At 62.4% G+C, this 16,204-nt stretch carries 16 protein-coding genes and 1 pseudogene; 5 read left to right on the top strand and 12 right to left on the bottom strand.

The window, feature by feature from the left end:
- Positions 1-16 precede the first annotated feature (16 nt).
- The gene (locus QRN42_RS15210) at positions 17-1,459 is read right to left on the bottom strand and encodes a purine-cytosine permease family protein (RefSeq protein ID WP_284979987.1); all 1,443 of its coding nucleotides are present in this window, start codon (positions 1,457-1,459) and stop codon (positions 17-19) included.
- The gene (speB, locus tag QRN42_RS15205) at positions 1,456-2,454 is read right to left on the bottom strand and encodes an agmatinase (RefSeq protein WP_284979986.1); all 999 of its coding nucleotides are present in this window, start codon (positions 2,452-2,454) and stop codon (positions 1,456-1,458) included. Before speB ends, QRN42_RS15210 begins: the two co-directional genes overlap by 4 nt.
- A gap of 187 nt (positions 2,455-2,641) precedes the next feature.
- On the opposite strand from speB, the pseudogene QRN42_RS15200 reads away from it, so the two are divergent.
- Positions 2,642-2,950: pseudogene (locus tag QRN42_RS15200) on the top strand (PucR family transcriptional regulator ligand-binding domain-containing protein); the annotation flags it as partial.
- A gap of 385 nt (positions 2,951-3,335) precedes the next feature.
- Positions 3,336-4,136, top strand: a complete 801-nt coding sequence (locus QRN42_RS15195) for a PucR family transcriptional regulator (protein WP_284979985.1) — start codon at positions 3,336-3,338, stop codon at positions 4,134-4,136.
- Here QRN42_RS15195 and QRN42_RS18040 read toward each other — a convergent pair.
- The 6 genes from QRN42_RS18040 to QRN42_RS15165 form a co-directional block, all read right to left on the bottom strand.
- Positions 4,024-4,518: a GNAT family N-acetyltransferase gene (locus QRN42_RS18040; RefSeq protein ID WP_350224889.1), complete on the bottom strand. Its 495-nt coding sequence runs from the start codon at positions 4,516-4,518 to the stop codon at positions 4,024-4,026. The two genes, QRN42_RS15195 and QRN42_RS18040, sit on opposite strands and share 113 nt — an antisense overlap.
- 22 nt (positions 4,519-4,540) lie before the next feature.
- Positions 4,541-5,542: an NAD(P)-binding domain-containing protein gene (locus QRN42_RS15185; protein WP_350224888.1), complete on the bottom strand. Its 1,002-nt coding sequence runs from the start codon at positions 5,540-5,542 to the stop codon at positions 4,541-4,543.
- 235 nt (positions 5,543-5,777) lie between these two features.
- Positions 5,778-6,794: an NAD-dependent epimerase/dehydratase family protein gene (locus QRN42_RS15180; RefSeq protein ID WP_284979983.1), complete on the bottom strand. Its 1,017-nt coding sequence runs from the start codon at positions 6,792-6,794 to the stop codon at positions 5,778-5,780.
- A 103-nt stretch (positions 6,795-6,897) separates the two neighbouring features.
- A complete protein-coding gene (locus QRN42_RS15175) occupies positions 6,898-7,308 on the bottom strand; it encodes a hypothetical protein (protein WP_284979982.1) in 411 nt (136 codons plus the stop codon).
- Between the two features lie 164 nt (positions 7,309-7,472).
- The gene (locus QRN42_RS15170; RefSeq protein WP_284979981.1) at positions 7,473-7,694 is read right to left on the bottom strand and encodes a hypothetical protein; all 222 of its coding nucleotides are present in this window, start codon (positions 7,692-7,694) and stop codon (positions 7,473-7,475) included.
- Between the two features lie 122 nt (positions 7,695-7,816).
- Positions 7,817-8,155, bottom strand: coding sequence for a DUF1801 domain-containing protein (locus tag QRN42_RS15165; RefSeq protein ID WP_284979980.1), 339 nt, complete (start codon positions 8,153-8,155; stop codon positions 7,817-7,819).
- A gap of 279 nt (positions 8,156-8,434) precedes the next feature.
- On the opposite strand from QRN42_RS15165, the gene QRN42_RS15160 reads away from it, so the two are divergent.
- From QRN42_RS15160 to QRN42_RS15150, 3 genes are all read left to right on the top strand, one after another.
- Entirely contained in the window at positions 8,435-9,286 is an 852-nt protein-coding gene (locus QRN42_RS15160; RefSeq protein ID WP_284979978.1) for a formate/nitrite transporter family protein, read from the top strand.
- Between the two features lie 77 nt (positions 9,287-9,363).
- The gene (gene moaA / locus QRN42_RS15155; RefSeq protein WP_284979977.1) at positions 9,364-10,503 is read left to right on the top strand and encodes a GTP 3',8-cyclase MoaA; all 1,140 of its coding nucleotides are present in this window, start codon (positions 9,364-9,366) and stop codon (positions 10,501-10,503) included.
- Positions 10,504-10,507: 4 nt separating this feature from the next.
- Complete coding sequence (locus QRN42_RS15150) at positions 10,508-10,774, top strand: MoaD/ThiS family protein (RefSeq protein ID WP_284979976.1); 267 nt, start codon at positions 10,508-10,510, stop codon at positions 10,772-10,774.
- Positions 10,775-10,802: 28 nt separating this feature from the next.
- Here the strand turns inward: QRN42_RS15150 and QRN42_RS15145 are convergent, their stop codons facing one another.
- From QRN42_RS15145 to QRN42_RS15130, 4 genes are all read right to left on the bottom strand, one after another.
- Entirely contained in the window at positions 10,803-12,146 is a 1,344-nt protein-coding gene (locus tag QRN42_RS15145; protein ID WP_284979975.1) for a M16 family metallopeptidase, read from the bottom strand.
- A gap of 82 nt (positions 12,147-12,228) precedes the next feature.
- Positions 12,229-14,481 (bottom strand): polyribonucleotide nucleotidyltransferase, encoded by a 2,253-nt coding sequence (locus QRN42_RS15140; RefSeq protein ID WP_284979974.1) that lies wholly within the window; start codon positions 14,479-14,481, stop codon positions 12,229-12,231.
- A gap of 242 nt (positions 14,482-14,723) precedes the next feature.
- The gene (gene rpsO / locus QRN42_RS15135; RefSeq protein ID WP_039240590.1) at positions 14,724-14,993 is read right to left on the bottom strand and encodes a 30S ribosomal protein S15; all 270 of its coding nucleotides are present in this window, start codon (positions 14,991-14,993) and stop codon (positions 14,724-14,726) included.
- A 135-nt stretch (positions 14,994-15,128) separates the two neighbouring features.
- Positions 15,129-16,127: a bifunctional riboflavin kinase/FAD synthetase gene (locus tag QRN42_RS15130; protein WP_284979973.1), complete on the bottom strand. Its 999-nt coding sequence runs from the start codon at positions 16,125-16,127 to the stop codon at positions 15,129-15,131.
- Positions 16,128-16,204: the final 77 nt, after the last annotated feature.

Below are 16,204 nucleotides of genomic sequence, written 5' to 3'. Positions count from 1 at the left end.
CAGATGAGGGGGCTGATCAGATCAGATCTGCGGTGACAGCGGCAGCGGGGAAGGGTGCGGGTTCAGTTTGCCGACGGAACACGCGGGCCGCGACGTAGTAGAGGGGAGCCACCACCACGAGTCCGACGATCCAGGAAATGTCCACGCCGCCCATCGCCGCGGCCACAGGGCCCGTGTAGATGGCGGTGGCCGAGAAGGGGACCTGGATCAGGGCACCTGTCAGGTAGGAGCCGATGGCGATCCAGTTGAACCGCCCATACACACCGCCGTCGCGCTTGAAGAAGTCTTCAACCTTGTAATCGCCGTGCCGCAGAAGGTAGTAATCCACCAGGTTGATGGCCGTCCAAGGGACCAAGACGTACATCAGGAAGGACAGGAAGTTTGTGTAGAAGAGGATGAAATTGTCCCGGGCAAAGAGCGCGATGCTGACTGCGACAACGAAGAGGATGACCGCCGCAATGCTGCGGGTTTTGGCGCGCGGCAACCAGGTGGGCCTGAACGTTTGCCCGATGGTAAGGGTGCATAGGACGCCGCAGTAGAGATTCATGGCGTTCGACGCCGCGACGCCGAGGCAGAAGATGCCGACAATGATCAGGGTCCATGGTTGGAGCAATGCACCGAGGCTGCCGACGATTTCGACGTCGCCGGTGCTCATGGACACGGCGAGCGTGCCGACCAAAGCGCCGAGGATCATAGGGAACAGGGTTCCCAGGACACAGCCTGAGTAGGAGGCCCAGAACGCGGGCGCGGACCCCGTGCCCTGCGGCATGTAGCGGGAGTAGTCGGAAACGTAGGGCGCGTACGCCAACTGCCACAGGGCAGAGACGGAGATGGTTCCCATGAAGCCGACCCAGTTGAAGTTGCCCTTCTCCAGGAAGTTCGCGGGCAAGCCGTGGACCACCAGGATCCAGCCGAACGCAAGCAGCAATGCCAACCCTGCGGCCACGCTCAGGACCCGGGCGTATGCGTGGATCAACCTGTAGCCGAAGATGGTGGCGATGACGCTGACCACGCCGATGATGAGGATGCCGCCATCAACGCTGATGCCTGGGCTGACTGCGGCCATGGCCTCGCCGCCGAACACCAGGTTCGCGGCGAAGAACCCGAGGTACATCACAACTACGATGACAACAATCAACAAGGCGCCGAAGGAGCCGAATTGCCCGCGGGTCTGGATCATCTGGGCCACACCCAGTTGGGGGCCTTGGGCGGAGTGGAGCGCCATGAAGATGCCGCCCACCACGTTCCCGATGATGATGCCAACGATCGCCGGAACGAAACCCAGGCCGAACACCGTGGTGGCGAGCCCGCCGGTCACGATGGTCATGATCATGATGTTCGAGCCGAACCAGATGGTGAAGAGGTCCCGGGCCTTGCCGTGACGCTCATTCAACGGGATGGGCTGGATGGTTTTGTCTTCGAGCCGGGGAACTTCGGCGGAAGCATTGGGCTTGCTCATGACGCGCTCGATGAGGCAGATTGGAGTTCACGGGCAGCCGAGGCGTTGCTACGGTTGACCATCAATCCGAGCAAGTCGAAGACCAGGGTCGCCGCTGCAACGGAGGTGATGTCCGCATGATCGTAGGCGGGAGAGACTTCCACGACGTCGGCACCAACGATGTTGATGCCGTCCAGGCCGCGGAGCAGCGCCAGGAGTTCGCGGGAGTGAAGCCCGCCCATCTCTGGGGTGCCCGTGCCGGGGGCAAAAGCCGGGTCCAGGACGTCAATGTCGATGGAGACGTACACCGGGGTGTCGCCGATCCTCTCCTTTACCCGCTGGATTGCTGCGGGGACGCCAATCACGTCCAGGTCCGAGCAGCGTAGGATCTGGAAGCCGAACTCGTGGTCGCGGAGGAAATCGTTTCGGTCATAGACCGGACCGCGGATACCAACATGCATCGACTTATCCTCCACAAGGAGGCCCTCCTCGAATGCCCGACGGAAGATGGTTCCGTGGGTAATGGGCTGGTCGAAGTAGGTATCCCAGGTGTCCAGATGGGCGTCGAAGTGCAGCAGAGCCACCGGACCACGAACCTTGTTCAAGGCCCGGAGCATAGGCAGTGCGATGGTGTGGTCGCCGCCAACGGCGATGAGCCTTTTGTCCTCCCCGATAAGGGGCAATGCCTGCTCTTCGATCTCGCGGACTGCGCGGGTGATGTCGTAGGGGGTGCAGGCGATGTCGCCGGCGTCCACCACTTGAGCTTCATAGACCGGTTCAACGTTCAGCTCCGGGTGGTATCCGGGGCGGAGGAGCCGGGAGGCCTCGCGGACTGCGGCAGGACCGAAACGGGCTCCGGGCCGGAAGGAAGTTCCGCCGTCGAACGGGACTCCGACGATCGCGACGTCGTAGTCCGGGACGCGGTCAATTTGGGGGAGACGTGCAAACGTGCCGAGACCTGCGTACCGGGGCACTTTGGTTGCGTCGACAGGGCCGATGGGCTGGTGCGTTGTCATTCCGGGTCCTTAGCGTGAGGGGTGTGCTCGCCGTTGAGCGGGAAGTAAGTAATTCCATTCTTGGTGACACGGATCACTCGGAATAGGGTTACATTGACTACAAATGGCGGAGCCGTTTAGACGAATGTCTAAACGGCTCTGAGTCCGCGCCATCGCCGCAAGAACAAGGGAACTGGAGCGCGTCGGAATGGCAATTACCGTGGCTGAACTCATAGACGAACCTCAACTCGGCCTTGCGCTCTTGGCCGGATCCGCGGGCCTCGACAACCGCATCACCTGGGCGCACACGTCCGACCTGCCCAAGTTGTGGGAATGGGTCACAGGCGGTGAACTCATGATGACCAATGGCCTGTCCATACCCCCCGACGCGGAGGGCCAAGTGGCGCTGGCCGAAGCCCTCATGGACAGTGGTGCGAGTGCTTTGGCCATCGGCGAGAAGATGCACGCACCGCCGCTCACCAAGGAATTCCTTGAGGCCTGCAACAAACTGCCGCTGCCCTTGCTCAGCATCCCCTATCCCCTGCCCTTCATCGCCATCGCCCGTTCTGTCGCCGAGTCCTCCCTGCTCGAAGAATCTCGGCGACTGCGCCAGACAGCCCGCGTTTACGATCTGCTTCGAACAGCCGGGGCCTCGGAGGACGACTGGCAGAGCCTTGTCCAGAGGCTGGCAACGGAGCTCGACGCGGATCTGTTCGTAGTGGATCGTCGCTGTCTCCATCCTTGGCACCCAGACGGACACGAACTGCCGGACTTCCTCGCCGATTCCTGGGCTCCGATGTCCGGGCAGGTATCCCTCGCCGGGAAGAATTTCCAATGGCATCGGACACGGGGCAGGCACGTGCTGACCATGGATAATTCCGACGCATGCCAACGCGCTACTGGTGGTGCTGCCCAAGAGCGAACCACACCCGGACGCCGTCGTACTACTTCACGCCGCAACCGTGCTGGGACTGCAGCTTTCCCGCATCGTCCTGTCACTGGAAGGCCGCCACCGTCTGGCCGGCGAGTTCATGCTGCAGGCCATGGATGGACGCTTGGGCGTTGCCGAGATGGAGAGCCGACTGGCAGATTTCGAGGTTCCTGCCCAGAATTTCTTGCTCGCCTCCCTGACGGTGGAGGACGGCGGCAGGCTTGCTGACGTACACATCGAATTGTGGAGGCACGGTGTTGCTTCGGCATCCCTGAAGCGGAACAACAGGCTTCATGTGGCGGTCTCGGCTGATGTGGCCGACGATCTACTGGTGCATTGCGCAGGTGTGGCCGCCTCGATCGGTATCAGCGCCCCGTCGGCCGTTGCTAACATCCAGCGGGCACTGCAGGAATCACTCTGGGCCCTGGGTTCCGCCCGCGCGAACAAGGTGGGACTGGCCCACTATGCGCAGGGACCGTCATGGCTGGGACTCACCGGGTTCGAGGAAGGAACCGCGCTGGTCCGGCGACTACTGGGGCCCATTTTCGACTACGAGCAGAGCCAGGACGGGGACCTCATTCTCACGCTACGGACGTATCTGAACTCGCAGCGTTCGTGGCAAAAGACGGCTGCGGCGTTGTTCGCACACCGGCAAACCATCATCTACCGGATGCGGAAAATCGGTGAACTGACAGGGCTGGACATGGGTGAAACATCGACGGTGGCCCAGTTGTGGTTCGCACTCCAGATTCACGAGGCGATGCACCAATAGCTTGTGCTTCTTCCGACGGACCCGCTATGGTGCGAACCGTGTCACCAGGTCGTACAACGCTTTTGATCGCCGTCGGAACTGCGTGCAGGGCTATGGAAGCGGTGTTCTCGGGGAAGATGTTGGATTGGATGGTCGACATCCCGTTCGCCTCGGACCTCTGGATGAAGGCGTCGAGAAGTTGATTCCCGAGCCCGCGGCCGCAGGCTTCCTGGGCAATGAAGATGGAGTGCTCGACGACGCCGCGGTAGACCGTCCTTGAGGATATCGGGGAGGCGGCGACCCACCCCACGATGTTGCCGTGGTCTTCGGCAACGAGGCGCAGCTCCGGGTGGCGGGTAGCGTTGAAGTCTCCAGCTTGGCGGTGCGGTTTCGAAGGTGGCATGGCCTGTACCGATGCCAGCAGCTCAGATGGCCTCGACCGCTGACCAGTCGCCATGTTCCATCGGGCGGACTACCAAATGGTTGGTGCTGGTCATGGTGTGGCTGGTTCCCTGCTGCCCGTGGTGCGGCCCGGTAGCGAAACCAATCGTGACCGGGACGGGTTCCGACGATGCGCAGCACGAAACTGCCGCGTCTGCCGTATCGGCGGGAAGGCTGGTGGAGCAGACCCCGGTTTCGGGCAGTTCCAGTTCCAGTGCATCTGCTGCTGCTGTGTCTCCGGCGAGGGCGGCTGCGATGGAGCGGACTTGTTCGTAGCCGGTGGCCATGAGGAAGGTTGGTGCCCGGCCGTAGGACTTCATTCCTGCCAGGTAGAAGTCTTTCTCGGGGTGGGCTAGGAGCCGTGCGCCGTGGGGCGGGACGGTTCCGCAACTGTGGAAGTCCGGATCAATCAATGGTCCCAGCGCTTTAGGGGCGTCGAGTGCCGGGTCCAGGTCCAGCCGCAGTTCGGAAAGGATGCCCAGGTCCGGGCGAAAGCCGGTGGCCGGGATGACTTGGTCGACCTCCACCGCCCGGCCGTCGGTTGCGTGGACAGCCACGCCGGTGTCGGTGGTCTCGATGCGGCGGGTGTGGAAGCTTGTCAGGAGCTGGACGGCGCCGGAGTCGACGGCGGTGCGCAGGCGGGTGCCGAGCTGGCCCCGGGCGGGGAGTTCGTCGGCGTTGCCGCCGCCGTAAGCCCTGGCGGGGGTGGCGGCGCGGATGGCCCAGACGACTTCGGTTCCGGGATTGGTGCGTGCAAGGCGGGCGAGGTCCAGGACCATGTTCGCGGCCGAGTGCCCGGACCCGATGACGAGGGTCCGGTGGCCGGCGAAATGGCCTCGCGTGACGTCAGGCAGGGCCCCGGTGATGGTCCCGGCGGCGCGGGCTTCGGTTTCGCCGGGGACGGGAAGCCCGTTGGAGCCCAGCGGTGCGGGGGTGTTCCAGGTTCCGGAGGCGTCGATTACTGCCCGTGCCGGAACCTCGGTCATTTCTCCGTTGTGATGTTGGATGTGGAGCAGGAACGGTACTTCGTCGCGGCCCTGGCACGCTGCGCTGCGTGGGTGCCGGAGGGTGAACTGGGGAAATCGAACTGCTCAGGACCATAACCAATCGTGCAAACGGTGACAATTTCAGGCGTGAGAACCCGCAAGGCTGGTTCTCACCAAAGAAACTTTACGGGGACCACACCATGAAATCCAGAACCACGCCTGGAACGAGCCTCACCTAGTTCTCTCCCGAGAAGCCGCCCAAGTGTAGCTCGTTGAGCAGATTGTTTTCTTCTGCGTCGGTGAGGCCGGCGCCACGATTCTCAGCTGAAGTCAATGGAGGCTCTTGCGCCAGGATGTCTGTGAGCGTGTCGCGAAGGGGACGCAGTGTCAGCCCCGCTGCAACCGCGCGCGTATTGGCGCGCGCGTTCATGCCGTACCAGGCATGGTCTGCCAGCCACAAGGGCAAGGACCGCTTACCGGACCACGGGTTCACCCCCTGAGCCAGGAGCCAGTCCTCTGACGCTGTGACCACAGGACCTGCATGGTGGGCGACTGATCGCGCGATCTCGATGTGTTCCGGGAACCGCACAGGATTCCCGACGGCGTTGAAGATCCCGCTACTTTTCTCCTCCGCGAGGTGGAGGAGCCAAGTAGCGAGGTCGCGGACATCAATGAGTGCGGTGGGGAGTTCCGGCGTGTCCTGCACAAGCACAGCACCGGCTTCGTTGGAGGGATTGGCGAACCGGCGAACCCAATACGTCGTGCGCTCCGAAGGATCACCGGGTCCGCCGATGAGTCCGGCACGAGCGATGGCGGTACGGTCGGGACCGTAGGCTTCCAAGACAGCATCCTCACAGGCCACCTTCGCAGGCCCGTAGTCATCGGGTGGGCTTATTCTGTCTGCTTCCAGTGGAGGTAGGCGGGGCGCGTCCTCGTCAGCACCTACTTCTTCCTGAGAGGCATATACGTTGCAGGTCGAAACGAACACATACCGGTCCGCGAGCCCTTGAAGGTCTCGGACTGCCCTGCGGACATGAATGGGCTGCCTTGCCACATCGATAACCGCGTCCCAGTGTTCCGCCGCGACTCCAGTCAAAGCAGTGTCATCATCCCGATCGGCGCGAACGAGCCGAACTCCGGAAGGCACGGCATCTCCTCTAGCAAGGCATGTGACCTCATACCCCGACGTCAGAGCAGTCTTTGCCACCGTGTATCCGAGCCACGCCGTTCCCCCGAGCACAAGAATCTTCATGACTGGAGAATTCCAGCATTCATTCAGCAACGCATCAGTTTTCACCCTCAGCACAATCAACCAAAGTGTGGCCGGGACAGTACGCCGAGGAAGTCGGTGGTAATCAGGATCTCTCCTCCCCTGGCGTGTCTTGGGCAGGGCTGTGAGACCAATGGCGTGCCTCCCAGATCAAAGCGTGGAGCGTCAGCGCAGTCACCATCGCCAACGCTGCAGCCGCGAGGAAGAACGGAGTGAACTGTCCGAGATAGAAGTACCACGGCGGCGGAAGTTCCTGCTGGAAAGCGCTGGAGTAGCCGGCAAAAGATGAGTAAGCCATGGATCCGTAAGCACCTACGCAGCCAACCGAGCCTAAGATCACGGCTACAACCCACAGGACAACGACGAAGGGGTTGACCCTCGGCCGGTGCCCGGATGCCATCACCGGGGTCTCCGCTGAACCCCGTTCCCTGACTTCACGGACCTCGACCCGCTCGATCCCCTCGCGGGCGGGTACCCCGTCCAATTCATTCTCCATGACCCGTTCCCGTTGAACACCGTGCCACCTGTGGTCACGCGTCGTACGCGCTATGCCTGGACATCGCTCGCCTCTTTCTGCCCGTCGTTCCCATCGTGCCAGAGAGGGATACGACCGCTAAGGCACAGCGTTCAACAAGGAGGCCGTCGCGCCGCGACATATTTCTATCGGCCCGGAGCGGAGTGCTCCGCAGGGCTGTCCCCCGTATCCTCTGTGCCTTGGGCGACGGCTTCGGGCTCTTCCTCCGGCTCGAAGGTGTTCAGCTCCGTGCCCGCACCCAAGCCGACCCCGCTTGCCGGGTCCGCAACGATGCCATCTCGCCCCAAACCATCGGGACCAGCCTTCCCGCTCTTGGTGGAATCTTGTTCACTACTGCCTGCCGTCATGGTCGCCTCCAGGATCAAACAGCTGCTGACGGGCCCACGGTAACACTCAGATTCGGGCAGAGTAAGCACGCTGCATGTTTCGCCATGGGCACACCAAACACCACATCCTGAACGCGTTCGGGTCAGGCAACTGCTTTCTCGACAAGGCTGCGGATCTTTGCCTCCGTCGCGGCATCCAGCGAGGTGATGTTCCACGCAACCGGGTGCATGTGTACACCCTCCTCGAAGGCAGGGTTCACAACCTCACCGAAGCCGAACGCGATAAAGTCCTTATCCGGTTTGATGTAGCAGACGTCCTTTCCGTCCTTCACGTAGAAAGGTAGCCCCCAGCGGACGATCGGCTCTAACGAGGGCGCGGCCTCCCAGATGATGCTATGGAGGCGTTCGCCTATCTCGCGGTACTGCGCCGGGGCTTCACCGAGTTTGGCGAGGACGGCCGCGTCACCCTTTTTCGTGAACATCGTGGTCAGGTCTCCTTCATGTAGTCCCTAGGCAATTGTTATAGCCGGCTCCGGCTACCGCACTCATGACGTGATCGTACGCCCGCGTCGGATACCCAATCGACTTCAACCGTGCAGTCGGTCGATCTCATCGGACAAATCCTTGTCGTCTACCCCCCGATAACGGCACGACCATCTTCGCAACTGGACGCCGAGACCCATGTCCCGCAAGATAATAAGTATGCTGAGGAATTCGACGTCGAAAGAGCGCCCTGCGGAACACCCATGGCAGGAAAAGTCATGGAGGGAACAGTCATGAGCGAACAGCGACGACGGGACCTCGGTGAGTCTGATGCCCCCATTGAACACCAGCTCAAAGAGTCGTTCGACAAGACGATCGGTGAGGGTGCCGAACGCCTGCACCGGACAACGAGGAACATCCTCGTTACAGGCGTGTTCGGTGGTTTCGAGATCGGCCTCGGAATCATGGCGTACCTCGCTGTCTTGCACGAGACGGGGAACCATCTGCTGGCAGGGCTGGCTTTCAGCATCGGGCTGGTTGCCCTCCTGCTCGCCCACAGCGAGCTGTTCACCGAAAACTTCCTGATGCCTGTTGCCGCTGTGGTTGCGAAGGAAGGCAGCCTCCCTCAACTGGCAAAGCTCTGGGTTGGCACCCTCGTGGGGAACCTGGCTGGTGGCTGGGTGTTCGTATGGATCGTGATGCAGGCGTTTCCCGAGTGGTCCAAGGTGGTGGCTGAGAGCGCGCACCACTACATTGACGTCCCCTTGTCGCTGCAGACGATTGCCCTTGCGATCCTTGGCGGCAGCACCATCACCCTCATGAGCCGGATGCAACAAGGCACCAACAACGACGTTGCCAGGATCGTTGCCACGATCATCGGCGGGTTCCTGCTTGCCGGACTACCGCTCTTCCACTCAGTACTGGACTCCTTGTTGATCTTCGCCGCGATCCATTCCGGAACGGGAATCGGCTATGGCCAATGGCTGGGCTGGTTCGGCTATACCCTTCTGTTCAACGTAGTGGGCGGGATCGCACTGGTGACTCTTCTCCGGCTTGTGCGCACCAAGGAGCTGATCGAGGAACGGCGCGCAGAAGTGTCGGCCGATCCTGGCCCACGCAGCGAATCATGAAGCAGTCACGTTTCCCAGGAGACGGCAAAGCGGGCTTCGATGTGTCACTGCTCACCAGTGTGGCGTAGCCTGAATTTATGACTGTTCAGCTGGGCATCCCGGCACTTCCCAGTGGTGACCGTGCCGGCGGAAACCTTGCAAGCGGCTTGGTACCGCCTCCACGCCCGGCTGATACTCCGGCCGGGCTGTGGGATCGTTACGGTCGGCGCGCCACGGACATGCGCCTGTCTTTGACGGACAAATGCAACTTGAGATGCACCTACTGCATGCCGGCCGAGGGGTTGGAGTGGCTCTCCAAACAAGCTGTCATGACCAAGGACGAGATCGTCCGGATCGTTCGGCTAGGAGTGGAAGCACTGGGAGTGCGGGAGTTGCGGCTTACCGGAGGTGAGCCGCTGGTCCGCGCCGACTTGCCGGACATCATCGCGGCCATCCGCGGTAACCATCCGGAACTGCCCATCTCCATGACCACCAATGGCGTCGGGCTGGACAAGAAAGCCGCCAGCCTCAAGGCCGCCGGCCTGACCCGTATCAACGTCTCACTTGATTCCCTCCACGAGGAAACCTTCACCAAACTTACCCGGCGCCCCTTCCTGGACCGCGTCCTCGCCGGCGTCGATGCCGCTTGGGCCGCAGGCCTCGGACCGGTCAAGCTCAACGCGGTCCTGATGCGGGGCATCAACGACACCGAGTCCCCCGACCTCTTGGAGTGGGCTCTGGGACGCGGTTACGAACTGCGATTTATTGAACAGATGCCCCTTGACGCTGACCACGGCTGGACTCGTCGCACCATGATCACGGCCGCGGAAATCCGCACGCTCTTGTCCCGCGACTTTGTCCTCAGCCCGGACAGCCGCGCAAGGGATGGCGCCCCGGCCGAAAGATTTGACGTTCGACGCCGGGACGCAGCGTCCGGTGAAGCGACCGGGCCGGTGCTTGGCACGGTAGGGATCATCGCCTCGGTCACCGAGCCCTTCTGTTCGGACTGCCGCCGCACCCGCATCACGGCTGAAGGCAAGATCATGAGTTGCCTGTTTTCCCGTGAAGAATTCGACCTGTTGGGCCTGTTGCGCTCCGGTGCCACGGACGCAGAGCTGGTGGCGCGTTGGCAGGACGCGATGTGGGCAAAGCCCAAAGCCCACGGCATGGACCACACGGGCCTGGGAGCACCGGACTTCGTCCAGCCGGACCGCAGCATGAGCGCCATCGGAGGCTGAATCCTTGCTTGTACGATACTTCGCTGCCGCACGCGCAGCGGCAGGTGTGGACGAGGAAGTGCACGCGCTTCCGGAAGGAACCAACCTGCACGCGCTACTCGAGGTGGCCCTCGCCGTCGAACGTCCACTTCCTCCCGAAGGCACTCCGCCGCTGGCGCGTATCGTGGCCCGGAGCAGCTTCCTACGCAATGAGGTTGCCGTCCGGGACCACTCCATGGAATTGGGCTCGGAGGACGTCATCGACGTCCTGCCTCCCTTCGCCGGAGGCTAGAGCCCTCACCCGCCAAAGACCCGGCCCGCTAGAGCCCGAAGGTCTCGTTGTCCTCGAAAGGCCCGACGACGGTGATGGTGCGCGGAGCCTCGGCAAGTTCCCGGGCCAGTTCCTGGACCTCGTCAACGGTCACTGCTTGGATTCGTGCGAGCGTCTCATCAATGTCCTGGAACTCTCCGGACACCAGTTCCGCCCGTCCCAGCCTGGACATCCGGGAGCCGGTGTCTTCCAGCGCCAAGACGATCCCGCCACTCAGTTGGCCAACAGCCTTCCGGAGCTCTTCCTCGGTGATCCCATCCTGGGCGAGCTTATCCAGCTCAACACCGAGCAGATCCACTACCTGCCGAACCTTCGACGGCGTGCATCCGGCGTACATGCCGAAGTACCCGGCGTCGGCGTAAGCCGCCGTGAAGGAATAGGTGGAGTAGACAAGGCCGCGCTTTTCCCGGATCTCCTGGAACAACCTTGAGGACATTCCCCCGCCCAGGACAGCATTCAGGACGCTCATCACGAACCGACGATCGTCCGTGGCCACCATCGTGGGGCAACCCATAATGATGTTGGCCTGCTCCACCGGACGTTTGACCACATGGAGGCCGGGCGTTCCGGAAATGACGGCCTGGTTCGTCGCACGGCGCTGGACAGGGGAAACTCCCGGCTCAAGCTGCCAGCCGGCCGCGGTCAGGGCATCGAGCACCAGGTTGCAGACGACGTCGTGATCCAAGCCACCGGCGGCGGTAATGACAAGTTCCTCGGGCCGGTAATACCGCTGGTAGTGCTCCCAAACCGAGTCCCTTGCCACAGCTCTGATGGCATCCGGAGTTCCACCGATCGGACGGGCCAACGGGTGGGTGCCCAGCACCGCCTCAACGAACTTTTCATGGGCAACATCTGTGGGGTCATCGCTATCCATGGCGATTTCCTCAAGGATCACATCGCGTTCCTGCTCAAGTTCAGCGGGATCCAGCACGGCACCTGTGACCATGTCCGCAATCACATCGATCGCCATGGGGAGGTCGGTGTCGAGCACCCGGGCGAAGTAGCAGGTGCTCTCCTTTGCCGTCGCCGCGTTGGATTCCCCGCCCACCTCGTCAAAGGCGGACGCGATCTCCAGTGCTGTGCGGCGCTTGGTGCCCTTGAAGAGCAAATGCTCAAGAAAGTGCGTGGACCCGTGCTGGCCCTCGGCCTCATCACGCGAGCCAACTGCCACCCAGAAGCCAATAGTCGCCGAACGCTGCCCGGGCATGGCCTCGGTGAGGACGCGGACGCCGCCCGGTAGCACCGAGCGCCGAACCACAGACCCGCCTTCGGCTCCGTGGATCAATTCGCCACCAGGGAGAGTTTGCTCCAAGGGCAAGGGTACGACTGTCATCAAAGCCTTTCGGGTTAAGGTCCGAAGGGGCCGGTGGAGCTTTTTCAAGCCCACCAGCCCCGCCGGGTACTACTTCAAGGAACTACTCTGCGGAAGCTTCTACAGCCTCAGCCGCTACGTCCTCGGAGGCTGCGCCTTCTTCATCGGCGACAACCGGTGACAGCGAGAGCTTGCCGCGGTCATCGATCTTGGTGATCTCCACCTGGACCTTCTGGCCCACGGAGACGACGTCATCAACGTTGTCCACGCGCTTGCCGTTGGCCAGCTTGCGGAGCTCGGAGATGTGCAGCAGGCCGTCCTTGCCCGGGGTAAGGGAAATGAAAGCGCCGAAGGTGGTGGTCTTGACGACCGTACCCAGGTAGCGCTCGCCGATTTCCGGAACCTGCGGGTTGGCAATGGCGTTGATAGCGGTTCGTGCTGCATCTGCAGACGGACCGTTGGTGGCGCCAATGTAGACGGTGCCGTCATCTTCGATGGAGATGTCCGCGCCGGTGTCTTCCTGGATCTGGTTGATCATCTTGCCCTTGGGGCCAATGACCTCGCCGATCTTGTCCACGGGGATCTTGACGGCGATGACGCGCGGGGCGAACTCGGAGAGCTCGTCCGGGGTGTCGATCGCGGCGTTGATGACCTCGAGGATGTGGAGGCGCGCTTCACGGGCCTGCTTCAGTGCTGCTGCCAGCACGGAGGCGGGAATGCCGTCAAGCTTGGTGTCCAGCTGGATAGCCGTGACGAACTCCGACGTACCGGCTACCTTGAAGTCCATGTCACCGAAAGCGTCTTCGGCACCAAGGATGTCAGTCAAGGCTGCGTAGCGGGTCTGGCCGTCAACCTGGTCAGAGACCAAGCCCATGGCGATACCGGCAACGGCTGCCTTCAGGGGCACACCGGCGTTGAGCATGGAGAGCGTCGAGGCACACACCGAGCCCATGGACGTCGAACCGTTGGAACCGAGAGCCTCGGATACCTGGCGGATGGCGTACGGGAACTCTTCACGGCTCGGCAGGACCGGAACCAAAGCGCGCTCTGCGAGGGCGCCATGGCCGATTTCGCGGCGCTTCGGGGAACCAACGCGGCCCGTCTCACCGGTGGAGTACGGCGGGAAGTTGTAGTTGTGCATGTAGCGCTTGCGCGTTACCGGCGACAACGAGTCGATCTGCTGTTCCATCTTGAGCATGTTCAGCGTGGTGACACCCATGATCTGGGTTTCGCCGCGCTCGAAGATGGCAGAACCGTGAACGCGCGGCAAGACCTCAACCTCAGCGGTGAGCTGGCGGATATCCGTCAGGCCACGGCCATCGATGCGGATCTGGTCCTTGAGGATGCGCTGGCGGACAACCTGCTTGGTCACGGAGCGGAAAGCTGCGGACAGCTCCTTCTCGCGGCCTTCGAAGTTTCCGGCAAGTGCCCCAAGGACCTCGTCCTTGAGCTCGTCGGAAGCGGCGTCGCGCTCCTGCTTGTCGGCGATCTGGAACACAGCGGCCAGCTTCTCGGCCGCGGCAGACTCAACTGCGGCGTAGACGTCGTCCTGGTAGTCAAGGAAGACGGGGAACTCGACAGTGGGCTTGGCAGCGCGGGCTGCCAGGTCTGCCTGTGCATCGCACAGTGCCTTGATGAACGGCTTGGCAGCCTCGAGGCCCTCGGAAACAACCTCTTCGGTGGGAGCGGTGGCGCCCTGTTCCTTGATGAGGTTCCAGGAGTTGTCGGTGGCTTCTGCTTCGACCATCATGATGGCGACATCGTCACCTGCAACGCGGCCGGCAACGACCATGTTGAACACGGCGTTCTCGAGCTGCGAGTGCTTCGGGAAGGCAACCCACTGCGAACCCTGCTCATCGGCGATCAGTGCAACACGGACACCGCCGATCGGGCCCGAGAACGGGAGGCCGGAAAGCTGCGTGGACATCGACGACGCGTTGATCGCGACGACGTCGTACAGCTCATCGGGGTTGATCGCCAGGACGGTGACGACGATCTGGACCTCGTTGCGCAAGCCCTTAACGAAGGCAGGGCGCAGCGGGCGGTCCATGAGGCGGCAAGCCAAGATGGCTTCGGTGGACGGGCGTCCCTCGCGGCGGAAGAACGAACCCGGGATGCGGCCGGCAGCGTACATGCGCTCTTCGACGTCGACCGTCAGCGGGAAGAAGTCAAAACCCTCGCGCGGCTGCTTGCCTGCCGTGGTGGCCGAAAGCAACGCAGTGTCGTCGTCGATGTAGACCATCGAGGCGCCAGCGGCCTGCTTGGCGAGGCGGCCGGTTTCGAAGCGAATGACGCGCTTGCCGAAACGGCCGTTGTCGATAATGGCTTCGGAGAACTGGATTTCGGGACCCTCCATAGAGAGTCACCTCCGTTTCTGTTAGCGGAAGTCCGCCGCATCAACCCAGGCCTCTTCTTTATTCCTGGCCTGTACGACACCCGGTCATCGATCGAGATCCACGGGCGTTCACGGCCACAGAGGGCCTTCCCGGGAATCACTACCGAGGACCGCGAATGCGCGATGCGGTTGATTCCTGTTTTTAGTTTTTGGTGAAGAAGGTGGCCCGTTCCGCCGGGGTCCGGGCCACGCCTAAAGGCAGACTAGCGACGCAGGCCGAGGCGCTCGATGAGCGAACGGTAGCGGGCGATGTCAGTGTTCTTCAGGTAGGAAAGCATGCGCTTGCGACGACCAACCATGGCCAGCAAACCGCGCTGGGTGTGGAAGTCGTGCTTGTGCTCCTTCATGTGCTCAGTCAGATCCTTGATCCGCTGGGTCAGGACAGCAACCTGCACCTCGGGCGAACCGGTGTCGCCTTCAGAGGTTGCGTATTCCTTGATGATGGACTGCTTGACAGCGGCTTCAAGTGCCACGTGAACTCCTAGAGTTGTGCCGTGCGTCCCGATGCAGCGCCTCGCTGACGGGTTGCCCTTGCTGCGTCGCCGCACACAAAAACAGGTCCAGCCGCCACGGACTGCAGCCGGACCACTTATCAGTTTACCGGGAGGTCAGCGTTGTTGTCGAAATGCCTCGGGCCCGGTCAACAACTCATGGGCCTGGGCTACGTCCAGGCGCATCTGCTCCACGAGGGCTTCGGGTCCGCGATAGGCCACCATGCCCCGCAGGCGGCGGGTGAATTCGACGGCGACGCATTGGCCGTAGAGGTTGAAGTCCTCCACGTTTTCCTCCGGGCGATCGATAACGTGCGCTTCCACTTGGCGGCTGACGCCATCGAAGGTGGGGTTGGACCCCACGGAGATCGCGGCGGGCCACCGCGTGCCGGACTGATCGACCAGCCAACCGGCGTAGATGCCATCCGCCGGGATGAACCCGGTGGAGTCGTGGGCGAGGTTTGCGGTTGGGAAGCCAAGGTCACGGCCACGGGCAGCACCGTGAACCACTTCGCCGCGCATGCGATGGGGCCTGCCCAGCAAGGCTGCCGCCGTCGTGACGTCGCCCTCTGACAATGCTTCCCGGACCCAGGTCGAAGAGCAGCGGCGGTCAGAGCCGCCGTCGTCGATGGATACTCCGGCGCCGTACTCGTTGACCACCTGGACGCCAAAGCCAAACTGCTCGCCCAAGTCCTCCATGGTGGCTACATCGCCGGAGTTGCCGGCGCCAAAACGGAGATCGTGGCCGATCACCACATGGCTTGCCTGGAGACCATCCAGAAGCACGTCGCGGACAAAAGCCTCCGGCGACATGGCGGCAAGGTCAAGGGTGTACTTCATGACGAGCACGGCATCCACGCCCGCCGCACCGAGGGCCTGGAGCTTGTCCTCAAGCCCCATGAGCAGCTCCGGCGCGGAACCCGGCCGGTGGACCTGGGCCGGATGGGGATCAAACGTCACGGCAACCGAAGGGATGTCGTGGCGCTTAGCGGCGCCGGTCAACTGCGAAAGAACATGCTGATGGCCCCGGTGGACGCCGTCGAAATTACCGATCGTAACGGCAGTCGGGCCGAAGTCCCTGGGGACCTCGGTGGGATCGTTCCAAATGTGGACCATCAACCTCGCCTTTTACTGCAGATGTTCATTGTGCCCGGCAGCTTCCGGCGCCGGAACATATTAAGGTTACCCGCCAC

The organism is Arthrobacter sp. fls2-241-R2A-200, assembly GCF_030209745.1.
In the GTDB taxonomy this organism is placed as follows: Bacteria; Actinomycetota; Actinomycetes; order Actinomycetales; family Micrococcaceae; genus Arthrobacter.
This window is presented reverse-complemented; position numbering and strand designations above follow the sequence as displayed.

What these genes read in the sequence shown, in the direction of transcription:
- QRN42_RS15210 (WP_284979987.1), bottom strand. Translation starts at nt 1,459, where the DNA reads ATGAGCAAGCCCAATGCTTCCGCCGAAGTTCCCCGGCTCGAAGACAAA.
- speB (WP_284979986.1), bottom strand. Translation starts at nt 2,454, where the DNA reads ATGACAACGCACCAGCCCATCGGCCCTGTCGACGCAACCAAAGTGCCC.
- QRN42_RS18040 (WP_350224889.1), bottom strand. Translation starts at nt 4,518, where the DNA reads ATGCCACCTTCGAAACCGCACCGCCAAGCTGGAGACTTCAACGCTACC.
- QRN42_RS15185 (WP_350224888.1), bottom strand. Translation starts at nt 5,542, where the DNA reads ATGACCGAGGTTCCGGCACGGGCAGTAATCGACGCCTCCGGAACCTGG.
- QRN42_RS15180 (WP_284979983.1), bottom strand. Translation starts at nt 6,794, where the DNA reads ATGAAGATTCTTGTGCTCGGGGGAACGGCGTGGCTCGGATACACGGTG.
- QRN42_RS15175 (WP_284979982.1), bottom strand. Translation starts at nt 7,308, where the DNA reads ATGGAGAATGAATTGGACGGGGTACCCGCCCGCGAGGGGATCGAGCGG.
- QRN42_RS15170 (WP_284979981.1), bottom strand. Translation starts at nt 7,694, where the DNA reads ATGACGGCAGGCAGTAGTGAACAAGATTCCACCAAGAGCGGGAAGGCT.
- QRN42_RS15165 (WP_284979980.1), bottom strand. Translation starts at nt 8,155, where the DNA reads ATGTTCACGAAAAAGGGTGACGCGGCCGTCCTCGCCAAACTCGGTGAA.
- QRN42_RS15160 (WP_284979978.1), top strand. Translation starts at nt 8,435, where the DNA reads ATGGAGGGAACAGTCATGAGCGAACAGCGACGACGGGACCTCGGTGAG.
- moaA (WP_284979977.1), top strand. Translation starts at nt 9,364, where the DNA reads ATGACTGTTCAGCTGGGCATCCCGGCACTTCCCAGTGGTGACCGTGCC.
- QRN42_RS15145 (WP_284979975.1), bottom strand. Translation starts at nt 12,146, where the DNA reads ATGACAGTCGTACCCTTGCCCTTGGAGCAAACTCTCCCTGGTGGCGAA.
- QRN42_RS15140 (WP_284979974.1), bottom strand. Translation starts at nt 14,481, where the DNA reads ATGGAGGGTCCCGAAATCCAGTTCTCCGAAGCCATTATCGACAACGGC.
- QRN42_RS15130 (WP_284979973.1), bottom strand. Translation starts at nt 16,127, where the DNA reads ATGGTCCACATTTGGAACGATCCCACCGAGGTCCCCAGGGACTTCGGC.